This window comes from Streptomyces yongxingensis (assembly GCF_055597465.1).
The window spans coordinates 6,936,417-6,951,218 of record NZ_CM145717.1 but is presented as its reverse complement, the minus strand read 5'-3'; the positions used below and the strand labels follow the sequence as shown (position 1 = coordinate 6,951,218).

13 protein-coding genes are annotated in these 14,802 nt (G+C 72.7%); 6 read left to right on the top strand and 7 right to left on the bottom strand.

Annotated features, from left to right (window positions below):
* Window positions 1-2: 2 nt before the first annotated feature.
* From ACZ6TD_RS30105 to ACZ6TD_RS30080, 6 genes are all read right to left on the bottom strand, one after another.
* The gene (locus ACZ6TD_RS30105; RefSeq protein ID WP_079343895.1) at window positions 3-875 is read right to left on the bottom strand and encodes a carbohydrate ABC transporter permease; all 873 of its coding nucleotides are present in this window, start codon (window positions 873-875) and stop codon (window positions 3-5) included.
* Complete coding sequence (locus ACZ6TD_RS30100; RefSeq protein WP_471343176.1) at window positions 872-1,834, bottom strand: carbohydrate ABC transporter permease; 963 nt, start codon at window positions 1,832-1,834, stop codon at window positions 872-874. Before ACZ6TD_RS30100 ends, ACZ6TD_RS30105 begins: the two co-directional genes overlap by 4 nt.
* Window positions 1,831-3,120 (bottom strand): ABC transporter substrate-binding protein, encoded by a 1,290-nt coding sequence (locus tag ACZ6TD_RS30095; protein ID WP_471343174.1) that lies wholly within the window; start codon window positions 3,118-3,120, stop codon window positions 1,831-1,833. The genes ACZ6TD_RS30100 and ACZ6TD_RS30095 overlap by 4 nt, the downstream gene beginning before the upstream one ends.
* Before the next feature lie 269 nt (window positions 3,121-3,389).
* Window positions 3,390-4,139 (bottom strand): cupin, encoded by a 750-nt coding sequence (locus tag ACZ6TD_RS30090; RefSeq protein ID WP_471358163.1) that lies wholly within the window; start codon window positions 4,137-4,139, stop codon window positions 3,390-3,392.
* Between the two features lie 5 nt (window positions 4,140-4,144).
* Window positions 4,145-5,092, bottom strand: coding sequence for a DUF6807 domain-containing protein (locus tag ACZ6TD_RS30085; RefSeq protein ID WP_471343172.1), 948 nt, complete (start codon window positions 5,090-5,092; stop codon window positions 4,145-4,147).
* 7 nt (window positions 5,093-5,099) lie between these two features.
* On the bottom strand, window positions 5,100-6,257 hold the full coding sequence (locus ACZ6TD_RS30080; protein WP_471343171.1) for a Gfo/Idh/MocA family protein: 1,158 nt from the start codon (window positions 6,255-6,257) through the stop codon (window positions 5,100-5,102).
* Between the two features lie 181 nt (window positions 6,258-6,438).
* On the opposite strand from ACZ6TD_RS30080, the gene ACZ6TD_RS30075 reads away from it, so the two are divergent.
* The 6 genes from ACZ6TD_RS30075 (at window position 6,439) to ACZ6TD_RS30050 (ending at window position 12,883) form a co-directional block, all read left to right on the top strand.
* The gene (locus tag ACZ6TD_RS30075) at window positions 6,439-7,488 is read left to right on the top strand and encodes a LacI family DNA-binding transcriptional regulator (RefSeq protein WP_471343170.1); all 1,050 of its coding nucleotides are present in this window, start codon (window positions 6,439-6,441) and stop codon (window positions 7,486-7,488) included.
* Between the two features lie 200 nt (window positions 7,489-7,688).
* A complete protein-coding gene (locus ACZ6TD_RS30070; protein WP_471343168.1) occupies window positions 7,689-8,639 on the top strand; it encodes a bifunctional helix-turn-helix transcriptional regulator/GNAT family N-acetyltransferase in 951 nt (316 codons plus the stop codon).
* An 83-nt stretch (window positions 8,640-8,722) separates the two neighbouring features.
* On the top strand, window positions 8,723-9,478 hold the full coding sequence (locus tag ACZ6TD_RS30065) for an RNA polymerase sigma factor (RefSeq protein WP_471343165.1): 756 nt from the start codon (window positions 8,723-8,725) through the stop codon (window positions 9,476-9,478).
* Complete coding sequence (locus tag ACZ6TD_RS30060; RefSeq protein ID WP_471343164.1) at window positions 9,475-10,554, top strand: CU044_5270 family protein; 1,080 nt, start codon at window positions 9,475-9,477, stop codon at window positions 10,552-10,554. Before ACZ6TD_RS30065 ends, ACZ6TD_RS30060 begins: the two co-directional genes overlap by 4 nt.
* Before the next feature lie 359 nt (window positions 10,555-10,913).
* Window positions 10,914-11,942 carry a methyltransferase gene (locus ACZ6TD_RS30055; protein ID WP_471343163.1) on the top strand — a complete coding sequence of 343 codons (1,029 nt, stop codon included), beginning with the start codon at window positions 10,914-10,916 and terminating at the stop codon, window positions 11,940-11,942.
* 143 nt (window positions 11,943-12,085) lie between these two features.
* On the top strand, window positions 12,086-12,883 hold the full coding sequence (locus ACZ6TD_RS30050; protein WP_471358161.1) for a sugar phosphate isomerase/epimerase family protein: 798 nt from the start codon (window positions 12,086-12,088) through the stop codon (window positions 12,881-12,883).
* 131 nt (window positions 12,884-13,014) lie between these two features.
* Here the strand turns inward: ACZ6TD_RS30050 and ACZ6TD_RS30045 are convergent, their stop codons facing one another.
* Entirely contained in the window at window positions 13,015-14,565 is a 1,551-nt protein-coding gene (locus tag ACZ6TD_RS30045) for an alpha/beta fold hydrolase (RefSeq protein WP_471343161.1), read from the bottom strand.
* Window positions 14,566-14,802 lie beyond the last annotated feature (237 nt).

Sequence of the window (14,802 nt, the reverse complement as noted above, 5' to 3'; positions counted from 1 at the left end):
GCTCATCCCTTCAGTCCGGAGCTCGCCATGCCCTCGACCAGGAACCGCTGGAAGGCGAGGAAGAAGAGCACGATGGGCAGCAGCGCGAAGACCGACATCGCGAACATCGGGCCGAAGGCCGACTGGCTGGAGGCGTCCACGAAGGACCGCAGGGCCAGGGTCAGGGTGAACTTCTCCGGCTCGAAGAGGTAGATGAGCTGGGTGAAGAAGTCGTTCCAGGTCCAGATGAAGGTGAAGATCGCCGTGGTGATCAGGGCGGGCCGGGTCAGCGGCAGGATGACGCTGAAGAACGAGCGGAAGGGCCCGCAGCCGTCGATCCGCGCCGCCTCCTCCAGCTCGCGCGGCAGTCCGCGCATGAACTGCACGATGAGGAAGACGAAGAAGGCGTCGGTGGCCAGGAACTTCGGCAGGATCATCGGCCAGTAGGTGTTCACCATGCCGAGCTGGTTGAAGATGATGTACTGCGGAATGAGGATGGCGTGGTGCGGCAGCATGATCGTCGCGATCATGAACGCGAAGAGCGGGCCCCGCATCCGGAACCGCAGCCGCGCGAAGGCGTACGCGGCGAGCGAGCAGCTGATGACGTTGCCGAGCACCGCGCCGCACGCGATGAGCAGCGAGTTCCACAGCAGCCGTCCGACGCTGACCTCGTTCACCCCGTCCAGCGCGGTGGAGTAGTTGCCCCATTCGAAGTGGCTGGGCAGCAGCTTGAGACTGGCGATGACCTCGTCGGCGGGTTTGAACGAGGTGGCCAGCAGCCAGGCCAGCGGATAGAGCATCACCAGCAGCACGGCGATCAGGCAGATGTGCAGCACGATCCGGCCGGTGGGACGCCGCCGCGCCGCCGGGGCGGTGGTCATCGGGGCGGTGGTCATCGGGCCCCCTCGTTGTTGTCGTTGGCGTAGAAGACCCAGGCCCGGGAGGTGCGGAAGAGCACCGCGGTGACGACCCCGATGGCCAGCAGCAGCGCCCACGCCATGGCGGAGGCGTAGCCCATGTGGGAGGCGGTGAAGCCGCGGTCGTAGAGGTAGAGCGTGTAGACGAGCGTGGAGTCGGCGGGTCCGCCCTTGCCCGCGCTGACCGCGAAGGCGGGGGTGAAGACCTGGAACGCCTGGATCATCTGGAGCACCAGGTTGAAGAAGAGCACCGGGGAGAGCATCGGGATGGTGATCGAGCGGAACTGCCGCCACCAGGAGGCCCCGTCCACCGCGGCCGCCTCGTAGAGCTCGGCGGGTATCTGCTGGAGCCCGGCCAGGAAGATCACCATGGGCGCGCCGAACTGCCAGATGGTCAGCAGCGCGACCGACAGGATGGCCCAGCCCGGTTTGTTGATCCAGCCGCCGATGTCGATGCCCATGCCGGAGAGCAGGTTGTCGACGGAGCCGCCGTCGTTGAAGATCGCCCGCCAGACCAGGGCGATGGACATCGACGCGCCGAGCAGCGAGGGGGCGTAGAACGCCGAGCGGTAGAACCCCTTGCCGCGCCTGACCGACTTCAGCGCGATCGCGACGGCCAGCGCCAGCAGGAGCTGGAGCGGCACCGCGATCACGACGTAGGTCAGCGTCGTGATGACCGACCGCCAGTAGCGGGGGTCCTCGGTGAACATCTGGGTGTAGTTGCGGAAGCCGATCCACCGGGGCGCGTCGAACATGTCGTAGTCGGTGAACGACAGATACAGGGACACGGCCATGGGCAGCAGCGTCAGCACGGCGGCGCCGAGCACCCATGGGGACAGGAACACCCAGGCGGCCCCCTGCCGCTCGCGCTTGCGAGCCCGCTTGCCGCCCGTGGCGGGGGGCGCGGCGTCCTGGGGGCGGGTCGCGGTCGCGGTCATTGCCTCAGCTCCGCCTTCGCCTCGGTGATGTAGTTCTCCGCCGCCTCACGCGGCGACAAGCGCTCGTAGCTGACCTGGTCGTAGTCGCGCGAGAAGGTGCCCTGCAATGAGGTGTCGCCCTTGGGAGGCGCGGGCGGCGGGTCCTTGAGCTTGCCCTCGAACTGCTTCTGGTACGCGGAGACGACCTGGTCGAAGCCCTCCAGCTTCGGCAGCACCGTGTCCCGGATGGCGTCGTTGGCCGGGATGCCGCGGGTGGCGCCGAGGACGGCGCCCGCCTTCTTGTCGTTGAGCAGGAAGTCGATGAACTGGGCCGCCTGCTTGGGGTGTGCGGTCTTGGCAGAGGCGCCGAAGAACATCGACGGTTTGAAGTACTGCCCGGGGGTGCCGTCCTCGCCGACCGGCAGCGGCGCCAGCTTCAGCCCCTCGCCGACGATGGGCGCGAAGCCGCTGGAGGGGGCGTCCCAGTTGAAGTCGGAGACGGACTTCAGCCGGCCCAGCGGGGTGTTCTCCACCGTCCCGTCCATCTGGGTGGTCTGCTCCGCGGGCACGACCGCGCCCTCCTTGCGGAGCTTGGTGCACCACTCCCAGTAGCGGGTCAGATCGTCGGCGGTGAAGCCCAGCTTCTCGTCCTTGGTGTAGAGGGACTTGCCCCGGCTCCGCAGCCAGATCTCGAACACGTCCTCGCTCTGGCCCGGGTCGGTGGAGCCCACCCGCCCCCGCGTCGCCTTGGACGCCGAGAGCTTGCGCATGGCGTCGGCCCAGTCGTCCCAGGTCCAGGTCAGGGTGGGCTCGGGGACGCCCGCCTTGCGCCACAGCGCGGCGTCGTACGCCACCGTCTCGGTGCCGCGGGCCACCGGCAGCGCGTACTGCTTGCCGTCGACCACGCCGGTGGCCAGCAGCCCCTTGTCGATCTCCGAGGTGCGCAGCTCGGGGTGTTCGCCGAGGTTCAGCAGGATGCCGGAGGTCGCGTACTGGTTGATCTGCCGGTAGTCGAGCTGCATCACATCGGGGGCGTCACCGCCCGCCGCCTGGGTGGCCAGCTTCGCCTTGTAGGTGTCGAAGCCCGCGAAGGACGTCGCGATGTCGATGTCGGGGTGACGCTGCTCGAAGAGCTTCACGGCCTCCTCGGTGCGGGCGGCCCGGTCGGGATTTCCCCACCAGGTGAACCGCAGGCTGACCTTGCCGCCCGAGCCGCCGCCGCCATCGCCGCCGCAGCCCGTGAGGGTCCCTCCGAGCGTGAGCACAAGCGCCAGGGCCAGGGACGTCCTTGTCCCGTTTCCGCGCATACCGGAGCCGACCTCCCTCCATGATCATTTCGTTGAGCGTGCGTGGTGGTGCCTAAACGCTCCGCTGGGAAGCGTCGCAATGGGTCGTCGGCCAACCGCGGCACCGTCGTGGCTGGTCCCACGCGGCGGAGCCGCATATCGACACAGCCGCACGGCGGAGCCGCATATCGATACGGCCCCGCGCCCCTTCGGGGCACCTCCCAGCGGTAGCTGGGGGCGCCGTGCCAGGCTTCGCGGGCCCGCGAAGCTCCGCCGGACAGGGCATACCGCTATTCGCCGTAGTACGGGAGCGTGACGCCGGGCAGTTCGTACTCGTCCCGGCGGCCGCACATGCCGTAGCCACCCCGGCGGCTGGGCCCGGTCGCGGTGACCCGCGCCTCGGCGAGGTGCGCGGGGTCGCCCGCGGCGAGCGCGGTGAGCTGTTCACCGGTGCGCCGCGCGGCGGCGAGCGCCCCGTCCCGCCAGCGCGGCTCCCATTCCTTCACCTTGGGCGCCACGATCCGTGCCGCCGCCTCGTGGAAGGCGCGCAGCGGTGCGTCGTCGCCCTTCTCGGCGGCGGCCCGCAGCGTCAGATAGCCCTCGATCGCGAGGTCCCGGCGGCGCCGGGCGGCCGCGTCGGCCTCCGGCCCCTCCTTGGCGGGCAGCGCGGCGACGGCCGCGTAGCGCTCGGGGTCGGCCAGCACCTCGGACGGGAAGGTGAAGACGGCGTCCCCGGCCTCCGGCAGCCCGCTGTTCTGCATCAGCACGGTCACCTTGAGACCGCCGCCCTGCACCATGCGGTGGATCGTGCCGGGGGTGAACCACACCACCGAGCCCGGCTCCAGCGGGGTCTCGGTGAAGCCGTCCGCGAGGGTCAGGGTCTGCACGGCGCCGCGTCCGGCGGTGACCACATACGCCTCGGTGCAGGCGAGGTGGAGATGGGGGCTGCCGCCGCACACCCCGTCGGCGGCCTCCCACTCGTACGCGCTGATGTGGGAGAGGCCCACACCGCCCGGCAGCGGGGCGGACATCGCGGTCATCGTGCTCACCACCCGTGGTTCTCGAGGTAGTTCTCGGCGCGCGCCCGGTCCCAGGCTCCGTCGGCGACCACCACCCGGTAGCGGTAGCCGAAGGACTCACCCGGCGGAAGCTCGAACTCCTCGAAGAACGCCCAGGAGGGGGCCACCGAGGGGATCGGCTCGGAGCGCACGAACCAGTGGGAGGCGTGGATGGATTCGGCGTTCTCGGGGGCGTGGGCGAACAGCAGCGTGGAGTGCCCGTCCACGTCGTCGTGCTCACCGGTGAAGGCGATCCAGGGGGCGTCGGCGGCCGGGGTGCCCATCAGGTCCGATGCGCCCTTCTCGCCGTCGCCGCCGCGCCCGTCCGGGCCGATGACGTCACCGCCGGTGAAGTCGCGCGGGCCGCGCCAGTTGAGCCCGGTGTACCCGGCCATCTCCCGGCCCGCGGTGGTCGGGGAGCCGAAGTCCAGGGCCTCGCCGCGGATGTTGGTGAGGTGGATGGACCAGTCCAGGGCCCAGGTGCCCTCGTCCGGCTCCACCGAGTGGAGTTCGATGGTGCGCAGCTCCCGCGCCCACTCCTGGCCGCCGTTCTCCACCCAGGTCAGGGTCTCCACGAAGCGCAGCCGGTCGTCGGCGACGGTGAACTCCTCGAAGCCGTCGTGGCGCATCGAGCCGACGCGCTCCTCGACCCGCTGGTAGCCCTGGTCGGGGCCGAGGTAGGAGTTGCCGCCCCAGAAGTTCTGGCCGGACAGATGGCTGGAGGTCATCTGGAGGCCCTTGTGCCAGCGGTGGTCGTTCGGCCGGTAGCCGGAGACCGGGTTCCCGGCGAGGGTGCGCAGCGGGTGGGCGTAGGGCTTACGGGCCTCGAAGGCGTCCGGGTCGGGCTTGTAGACGTAGGCCATCAGCTCGACGCCGCCGGAGGCGACCGAGATCTGTTCGCCGTGGGTGTGGGTGACGGTGATGCGCTGGGTCATGACGGCCTCAGCTCTCCTTCGTGGTGGCGGTCGCCGCCTTCGGCGCCCATTCGGGGTGGTCGCCGTGCATGGCGTCGTAGTACGGGTCCCCGGGCACGATCTCGCCCGCGCGCACGGGCCGCCCGGTGAAGGCCGCCTTGTAGAGCGCGGCGATGAACTCGAGGGTGCGGCGGGCGTCCTGCCCGCTGCCGGGGGGCCGTACGCCGTCGCGCATCGCGTCCAGCAGCCCGGTGAGCTGGGCCCCGTGGGAGCTGGGCAGATCGGCGGCCGGGGTGCGCCAGCGCCGCTGCCGGGCGGGCTCGTCGCGGACGTGCGGGGCGGGGGTGTAGACCCAGTCGTCGTTGCGGTGGCCGTAGAGGTGGGTCAGCTCGACGGTGGCGTCCGCGCAGTCGACGCGGATCCGGCTGACCTCGTCGGGCGAGAGCACGCTGTTGACGACGGTGGCCATGGCGCCGCTCTCGAACCGCACCAGCGCGGTGGAGACGTCCTCGCTCTCCACGGCATGGACCAGCCGTCCGGCCATGCCGCGGATCTCGGTCCAGTCGCCGAGGAGGTGGAGCAGCAGATCCATCTGGTGGATGCCGTGGCCCATGGAGGGGCCGCCGCCCTCGGTCTCCCAGCGGCCGCGCCACGGAACCGCGTAGTAGGCGGTGTCGCGGTGCCAGGTGGTCTGGCAGTGGGCCACCAGCGGGCGGCCCAGGGCGCCCTCGGCCAGCAGCTCGCGGGCGTGGACGGCGCCCGAGCCGTAGCGGTGCTGGAAGACCACCGAGGCGTACGGGCCGCCCGCCTCCCGCTCGGCCGCGGCTATCTCGTCGTACTCGGCGAGCGTCAGGCACAGCGGCTTCTCGCACAGCACCCAGGCGCCGGCCTCGAGGGCGGCCACCGTCTGCTCGCGGTGCAGGGAGGGCGGGGTGCCGATGAGGACCAGGTCGGGGCGCTCGGCCTCGAGCATGGCGGCCACATCGGAGTAGCCGGTGACGTCGAAGGTGCCGCCCTCGGCCGCCGCGGCGCGGAAGGCGCCGAGCCGGTCCGCGGCCACGTCGACGGCGGCGACGAGGTCCACACGGTCGGCGTGGTCACGCAGTGCGGGCAGATGGCTGCCGCTGACGATTCCTCCGGTGCCGACCACTGCGGCACGGATACGGGCGGTGGCTGCTGCGGCCATGGGCTGAGGTCTCCTCGCCGTCGCCAGGGGTAAGCGCTTGCTGGGGAGGACCCTAGGCATGGTCCGGATGACAGGACAAGACCCTGGAGTGCGGCAATCGCGCCGCTCGTGGAGTGAGAGCATGGAGGCGCCCAACCAGCGCGCACGGTGTACCAGAAGGTGACCACCCAACGGAGGAAACATGGCAGTGACCCTGGCCGATGTGGCGGCACGGGCTCGGGTCTCGGCGGCCACCGTGTCGCGCGTCCTGAGCGGCAACTACCCGGTCGCGGAGTCGACCCGGGCCCGGGTGCTGCGTGCGGTCGACGAGCTGGAGTACGTGGTCAACGGCCCGGCAAGCGCTCTCGCCGCCGCCACCTCCGATCTGGTCGGGGTACTCGTCAACGACATCGCGGACCCCTTCTTCGGGATCATCGCGGGCGCCGTCCAGGCCGAAATGGTCACCCCGGCCGGGGAATCGGGCCGGGGCGGCGAGAAGCTCGCGGTCATCTGCAACACCGGTGGCTCGCCCGAGCGCGAGCTCAACTACCTCACCCTGCTGCAGCGGCAGCGCGCGGCCGCCGTCGTGCTCACCGGCGGCGCGGTCGAGCACCCCGACCACGCCGCCGCCGTGGCCACCAAGGCGTCCCGGCTGGCCGCGTCCGGTACCCGGGTGGTGCTGTGCGGGCGGCCGCCGATCGAGGACGCCACCACTCTCACCTTCGACAACCGCGGCGGCGCCCGCCGGCTCACCGAGCATCTGCTGACCCTCGGCCACCGCCGGATCGGCTATGTGGCGGGCCCCGCCGAGCGCACCACGACCCGCCACCGGCTGGAGGGCCACCGGGCGGCGCTGACCGCCGCCCGGGTGGACCAGGACGCGGAGCGGCTGACCGTCCACGGCCTGTACGACCGCGCCTCCGGCTATGACGCGACCCTCGAACTCCTGCGCCGCGACCGGGGCTTGACGGCCATAGTCGCCGCCAACGACACCATCGCACTCGGCGTCTGCGCGGCCCTGCGCGACCAGGGCCTGCGGATTCCCGAGGACGTCTCGGTCGCGGGCTTCGACGACCTCCCGTTCAGCGCGGACGCGGTCCCGGCCCTCACCACGATGCGGCTGCCGCTGCACGAGGCGGGCGCGCGGGCCGGGCGGCTGGCCCTGGGCCGCGAGCCACAGCCGCCGGGCGGGGTGGCGATGGTCCGGGCCGAGCTGATGGCCCGCGCCTCCACGGCGCCGCCGCGCGGCTGAGTCCTGCCGAGCGGCTGGCCCCTGCCCAGCGGCTGGCCCCTGCCGAGCGGCTGAGCCGTGCCCAGCGGCTGGCCCCAGCCGAGCGGCCTCGGACGGCACACGGTCCCGCGCGGGTGGGCCCCTCTTCCCAAATACTTGATCCGGCGCAACTATGTGGTCAAGCGAATCGCATCGACCACAGGGGTACGGAGGGGTGCCGGATGGAGCCGCGCGACGATCTTGACCTGGCCGTGGACGAGGTCCGCGACTTCAACCGGATGTACACCCGCCTGATCGGCGTCCTCGACTACCCCGGGCAGCTCAACACCCCGTACACCCTGGGCGAGGCCCGCATCCTCTACGAGCTGGCCCAGCGCGAGCGCACCCATGCCTCGGCGCTCCGGGAGCACCTGGGGGTCACCGCCGCGCATCTGAGCCGGACGCTGAGCCGGTTCGAGGAGCGCGGGCTGGTGACGCGCGAGCGCCACCGCCGCGACGCCCGCTTCCAGGAGGTGCTGCTCACCACGGAGGGCCGGGCGGCGGCGGAGGATCTGGACCGGCGCTCACGGGAGGCGGTGACCGGGCTGCTGACCAAGGTCCCCCGGAACGAGCTGGGGCGGCTGCGGGAGGCGCTGGCGACCGCCCGGGGCGTCTTCACCGGCCCGGCGGAGCCCGAGGTGCGGCTGCGCGGGCCGGAGCCGGGGGACCTGGGCTGGATCGTGCAGCGCCACGGCGCCGTGTACGCCCGGGAGTTCGGGTGGAACGCCGAGTTCGAGGCCCTGGTGGCCCGGATCGTCGGGGAGTTCGGCGCGGGCCACGACCCGGCCCGCGAGCGGGCGTGGATCGCGGAGCTCGACGGCCGCCCCGTCGGGTCGGTGATGTGCGTCCGCGACGAGCGGCCGGATACGGCCCGGCTGCGGCTGCTGCTCGTCGAACCGGAGGCGCGCGGGCGGCGGATCGGCGAGCGGCTGGTGAGCACGTGTATCGACTTCGCGCGCGAGGCGGGCTACCGCGATCTGGTCCTGTGGACCAATGACGTCCTGACCTCCGCCCGCCGGATCTATGAGCGGGCCGGTTTCGAGCTGATCGCCGAGAAGCGGCACCGGGGCTACGGGTCGCCGCTGGTCGGCCAGGACTGGCGGCTGACGCTGCGGGACGCCGCGCGGGGCTGAGGGCGCGGCCCGATGTGACGCGGCGCGGTCCGATGTGACGCGGATCACCGGCAGCGCGGTGCGCGCGGCGGACAGGGAGGAGTGTGGAGACTTCACTGCGCACCCGCGTGCGGGCCGGAGATCCGGATGCCTTCGGCCGGCTCTTCGACGAGCACGCCTCGGTGATCTACCGGCACGCCGTCCGGCTGACCGGCAACTGGGTCATGGCCGACGACATCGTGTCGCTGACCTTCCTGGAGGCGTGGCGGCTGCGCGAGCGGCTGCTTCCGGGTGACGGCGGCCTGCGCCCGTGGCTGCTGGGGATCGCGACGAACGTCACGCGCAACACCGCGCGGGCGGCGCGAAGACACCAGGCCGCGCTCGCCAAACTCCCGCCCCCGGCCCCGGTGCCGGACTTCGCCGACGAGGTGACCCAGCGCCTGGCCGACACCGAGGAGCTGGCCGCCGCGCAGCGGGCGTTGCGCACGATGCGCCGCGGGGAGCGGGAGGTGTTCACGCTCTGCGTATGGGAGGGCCTGGACGCCGCCACGGTGGCCGAGGCCCTGGGCGTGGCCGTCGGCACCGTACGGGCCCGGCTCTCGCGCGCGCGAAAGCGACTGCGCAAGCTCACCGAACTCGAGCTCATCGGCCGCGCGGGCGGCGGCGCCGGCACGGATGGCGGCGACGGCACGGATGGCGGCGACGGCACAGGCGGCAGCGGCGGCAACCGCGGCACGGGCGGCAACCGGGGCGCGGGCGGCGGCGCCGGGCAGGGCGCGGTGCAACGCGCGAGCACGGTCGGACAGTTACCGGTCAGCCGCCATCAGGCGGCTCGGTCCACGCAGGAGAAGAAGCGATGAACACCAACCCGCGACGACCCGATCAGCCGGTCGACCACCAGGATCTGGCCGAGATGCTGCCCGCACCCGGCCGTCCGGTGCTCCGGCGGGACCGCCACCGCGTCCTGAGGGAACATCTGATGGAGCACATCGGCAACAGCGCCGAGACCGTCCACGAGCGGTCGGGTACGACGAACACCCCCTCCGCGCCCCCCGCACCCCGGCGCCCCGGCCGCCGCCTCGTCCTCATCGCGGCGCCGCTGGCCCTGGCCGCCGTCGTGGGCGTGGGAGCGGTGGCGGTCGACGCCGTACGGGACGACGGCAAGGGCGGCACCACCGCCACCGGCGTCGGCGGCGGCACCACGGCCGAGCACCGGCAAGCCGCACGGCTGCTGGACCGGATCGCCGTGGTGGCGGCCGACCGCCCGGCGGTCACGGTCCGCGACGACCAGTTCGTCTTCACCAGGTCCCAGGGCTCCTCGGCCATATGGGGCGGCCCCTCGAAACCCGTGCGGGACGCCAAGGGGGACATCACGGGCACCACGACCTACAAGGGGAACGTCCGGAGCGATGAGTGGCAGCCCGTAACCGGCAAGCGGGACGGTCTCCGGCGCCTCACCGCGCTGTCCCCGAACGGCGAACCCGACCGCTCCCAGACCCAGGACATCGCCATGGCGCCGGGCACCGGATACCTGACCTTCCGGCAGCTCCAGGCCCTCCCCACCGACCCCGACGCCCTGCTGAGGAAGCTCGAGAGCGGCAACGGGGTGGTGAGGTCCCGGCTGACGGAGACCGTCTTCGAGAACGTCGGAGCCATCCTCGATCAGGCCACCCTGCTGCCCGACCTCAGTGCCGCGCTCTACCGCGCCGTGGCCAAGCTGCCGGACGTAAGGGTCGTGAAGAACGTCAAGGACGGCGCGGGCCGCACCGGTATCGGCCTCACGTACACCAACCGCCGGAACCCCTCGAAGACCACGAAGGGCTACTGGGTCTTCGACGCGAAGAGCCTGGCCTACCTCGGGACGGACAGAAGCGCGCTCCTGGATGTCGCCGTCACCGATGACAAGGGGAAGGTGACGGCGGTCGGCGCGTCCTGACGCGGCGGTCGAGCCGTCAAGCCGTCACAGGGCGCCCGCTCCGGCGGGCGCCCCGTGCGGCGCGTACATGACGCGGCGTCTCCCCGCCCCGACCGGAAAACCGCTCGCGCGGACGGGCCGGGTACGGGAAAGATCGGCGCACACACACGCACCGGCCCGTACAGCACGCGGGCATCGCACGGGCGACGTACGGTCGACGCATCCGTGCGGCGCGTCGGAACGGCACAAGAGCAAAGGGCGTACCCCTGAGTACCCAGCAGGTCATCGAGTGGACCGAGGACGGCCGGACCCGTACCGCCCAGTGGCGCTCCGAGAGCGGCGCGCCGCCGCCCCGGCGGGTCGAGGTCGCGGACGACCGGATGCCCGCCGACACCGCCCACCGCCTCGTCTGCGAGGGCACCGCGCTGCTGTGGCGCGGCGACTACCAGGGCGCCCGTCAGCTACTGACGGCGCTGGCGCGCCGGATCGACCGGGGCCCGCGCCGGGCCAAGGAACGGCGGCCACCGGCGGCGTCCCCGGCCGAGGCGTTCCACCGGCACCGCCAGGCCCAGTCCCGGCGGGCCCGGCTGCTGGGGATGCTGCTGGTGCCGCTGGACGCGGACTTCGGCGTTCCGCTGCGCCGGGCACCGGACGTACGGCAGGCGTGCACCGAGGCGTACGGCCCGGCGCGGGGCCCCTCGGTGGTCTCGCTCCGTGAGGTGCTCGGGCTGATCGGCGCGCATGAGTGGCGGGAGAAGGGCGTCACGGTGCGGGCGCTGGGCGGGGACCGCGTCCATCCGCACTACGGGGTCTTCTCGCCGGTGCGCGGCGAGTACGTGGACCTGGTGGCCGAGGCCCCGCTGCCGTCGCACGAGCTGGCCTTCGACATCGGCACCGGAACCGGTGTCCTGGCCGCCGTCCTCGCCCGGCGCGGCATCGAGCGGGTGGTGGCCACCGACCAGGACGCGCGGGCGCTCGCGTGCGCCCGGGAGAACGTGGCCCGGCTGGGTCTGTCCGGGCAGGTCGAGGTGGTCGAGGCCGACCTCTTCCCGCCGGGCCGCGCCCCGCTGGTGGTCTGCAACCCGCCCTGGGTCCCGGCCCGGCCCTCCTCACCGCTCGAATACGCCGTCTACGACCCGTCCAGCCGTATGCTGCACGGCTTCCTGAACGGGCTGGCCGGGCATCTGACCCCCGGCGGCGAGGGCTGGCTGATCCTCTCCGACCTCGCCGAACACCTCGGGCTGCGGCCGCGCGCCGAGCTGATGGCCGCCTTCGGCACGGCGGGCCTGACGGTCGTGGACCGGCTGGACGTCCGCCCCGTCCACCCCCGCGCCTTCGACCCCACCGACCCCCTCCACGCGGCCCGCGCGGCGGAGGTGACGTCGCTGTGGCGGCTGACGGCGGGCTGAGCGGGGCGGCCCGAGGCCGCGACGACACGCCGTAGGCGTGATCGGCACGGCAGGATTGATTCGGCTCATCCCCCTGCTTAGCGTCCCGCATGAAGGGCAAGAAGACCCCCACCTACCGCACGACCCCTACCAAGGGAGCCCGTATGAAGCTCGCCTTCTCCACCCTCGGCGTCCCCGGTATGCCCGTGCCCGACGTGGCCCGGCTCGCCGCCGGGGCCGGGTACCACGGCGTCGAGCTGCGCGCCCACCCCGAGGAGCCGGTGCACCCGGGGATCGGGGCGGACGAACGGGCCAGGGTGGCGGCGGAGTTCCGGGACGCCGGGGTCGAGATCCTCACCGTCGCCGGATATGTGCGCGCCGCCCAGGCCGGGCCGGACGAGCCGGTGCTGACCGGGCTCGGGGAGCTGCTGGAGCTCGCCCACGACCTGGGCGCCCGCAACGTCCGGGTCTTCCCCGGCGGCGGGGAGCAGAGCCCGGAGGAGGCCGACGCCACGGCCGCCCGGCGGCTCGCCGCGGCCGCGCCCCGCGCCGCCGACCTCGGCGTACGGCTGCTGCTCGAGACCCACGACTCGCACCGGACCGGCGCGGACGCGGCCCGGGTCCTCGGGCTCGTGGGCCATGGCAGCGTGGGGGCGATCTGGGACGTGATGCACACCTGGCTGGGCGGCGAGGACCCGGCCACCAGCTATCCGGCGCTCTTCGCGCATCTGGGCTACGTCCAGGTCAAGGACATCGCCTCGGCCGAGGACACCACCCCGCTGCCGCTGGGCGAGGGGGTGCTGCCGCTGACCGAATGCGTGGAGCTGCTCAGCCGCGAGGGCTGGGACGGCTGGCTGGCTTGGGAGTACGAGAAGCGGTGGTATCCGCGGGCACGGGAGTTCCCGGAGCTGCTGGCCCCGGGCCGGGAGCATCTGCTGCGGCTGCTCGCCGACGCGGCCTGAGCCCCGCGCCGGGCTCCGCCGCCCGGGGCGGACTGACCGGGCGCGGTACGGCCGCCCCCCAGCGGTACGGCCGCCCCCCAGCGGTACGGCCGCCCCTCAGCGGCGCGGCCGGGCGCGGCGCGGCCGGGGCGTCAGGGTCCGGCGCTCGACGCGCTCGTGGCGGGCGCGGAGTCCGCGGCGCCCGGATCGACCGCGGCGCAGCGGCTTCCGTCGCGTGGCACCTTCAGCGCCGTGAGGTAGCCGTCCGCCGCGTCGCGGGTGCAGTCACTACGCCCGTAGACGCTGTGTCCCGCGCCCTCGTACGTCAGCAGGACCGTCGTCCCGCGGGTCTGCCGGTGCACATTGGTGACCCATGAGTAGTTGTTCGCGGGGTCGTGGCGGGAGTGCATCAGCAGGATCTTGGGAGCTTTGGTGACGCGCAGGCGGTGTTGCGGGTTGTTCACCTGGTCCGGCCGGCCGAGGCATCCGGCCATCGCGGCGTGGACGCGGGGTGAGCCGCGCATATGCGGCGCGGCCCGTAGTTCGGCCGCGGTCAGGCGTGTGTACTCCGAATAGTCCTTGGCCCGGATGCGCCAGTCCTGGCAGAACACGGCTGAGAAGGGCTCCGCTTTCGTCTCCTGAGCGGTCTCCGGGGCGACCGCGGACGGCGCCGGCACGGCCTTCTGCGCGTCGAGTTCGGCCACGTAGGTCGCCAGTTGGGCCCAGTCCGGGCCGTAAAGGTACTTCCTGAAGGCGGTAAGTGTGATCGCGTTCGCCGTGAGGGCCTGGTCCGGATGGTCCGGATCCCGTATCTCGCCCCGGTCGGCCCTGGCGAGCAGACGGTCCCATACGGCGGTGACGTCCCGGCCGTGCAGCGCGCACGAGCGCGAGCGGTCGCACCACTTCACGAACTCGTGGAGGGAGTCCTCGGCGGTGGTCGCCGAGGAGACGAGGAATTCGCGGGTCCCGAGGCTGTGGTCCATGTTCGCGGTGAGGGCCATGGCACGGATCCGGTCGCCGTACAGCTCCGCGTACTGCTCGCCGATCAGCGTGCCGTAGGAGTGCCCGAAGTAGTTGATCTTCTGCTCGCCGAGTGACCTCCGGAGGGCTTCCATGTCCCGGACGACGCCGAGGGTGTCGGCGTGGTCGAACATCGGACCGCTGTGCCGCCGGCAGTCCTGGCGCAGCTCCCGGTTGTAGGCCACCAGCCGGTCGAACTCCACCTGATCGCGCGGATACACCGACGGCTGTCGGCCGAGCAGCTCCCGCGAACACGTCACCGGACTGCTGGCCCCGACACCCCGCGGGTCGAAGCCGACGATGTCGAACCTCGCCCGCACGTCCGCGCTGAAGTAGGTGGTGGCACGGTCAAGAGCGAAGTCCACCCCCGACTCGCCCGGCCCTCCCGGGTTGACCAGCAGTACGCCGACCCGGCGATCCGGGTCGACCGCCCTGCGACGGGCCACCGCCAGGTCGAAGTTCTCGCCCCGTGGGCGGGCCCAATCGACGGGCAGGCGCAAGGTCCCGCAGTCGGCGGTGGCGTCCTCGGCACACGGCTTCCAGTCAATCGAGGGCGGTTGTCCCGGGGGCGCCGAGGACGGACTCCCCGCTTCCCCCGACGTGTCGGCGTCCGCCACGCCCGCGCCCAGCACCAACGCCGCGGCGGCGAGCGCTCCGGCGAGCGCCTTGGTGAACGGTTGCACAGGTTCCTCCCGATGGTCCTTCGAACACGGATCACAGGAGTGGCCACCCCTCGACGAACCCTCGCAGCGAGCCGAGGGGGCCACAACCGTCCCCGGCCGGGATCAGGGGGGAACCAGGGAACCGCCCGGAGCGGGAGTCGGGGTTGGCCCCCGGGGCGCCGGGGGAAGCCCGGGCGCGGCGCGCCGTCGTCAGCGCACCCGGGCGTCAGCGGGCCCGGGCGTCAGCGCACCCGGGCG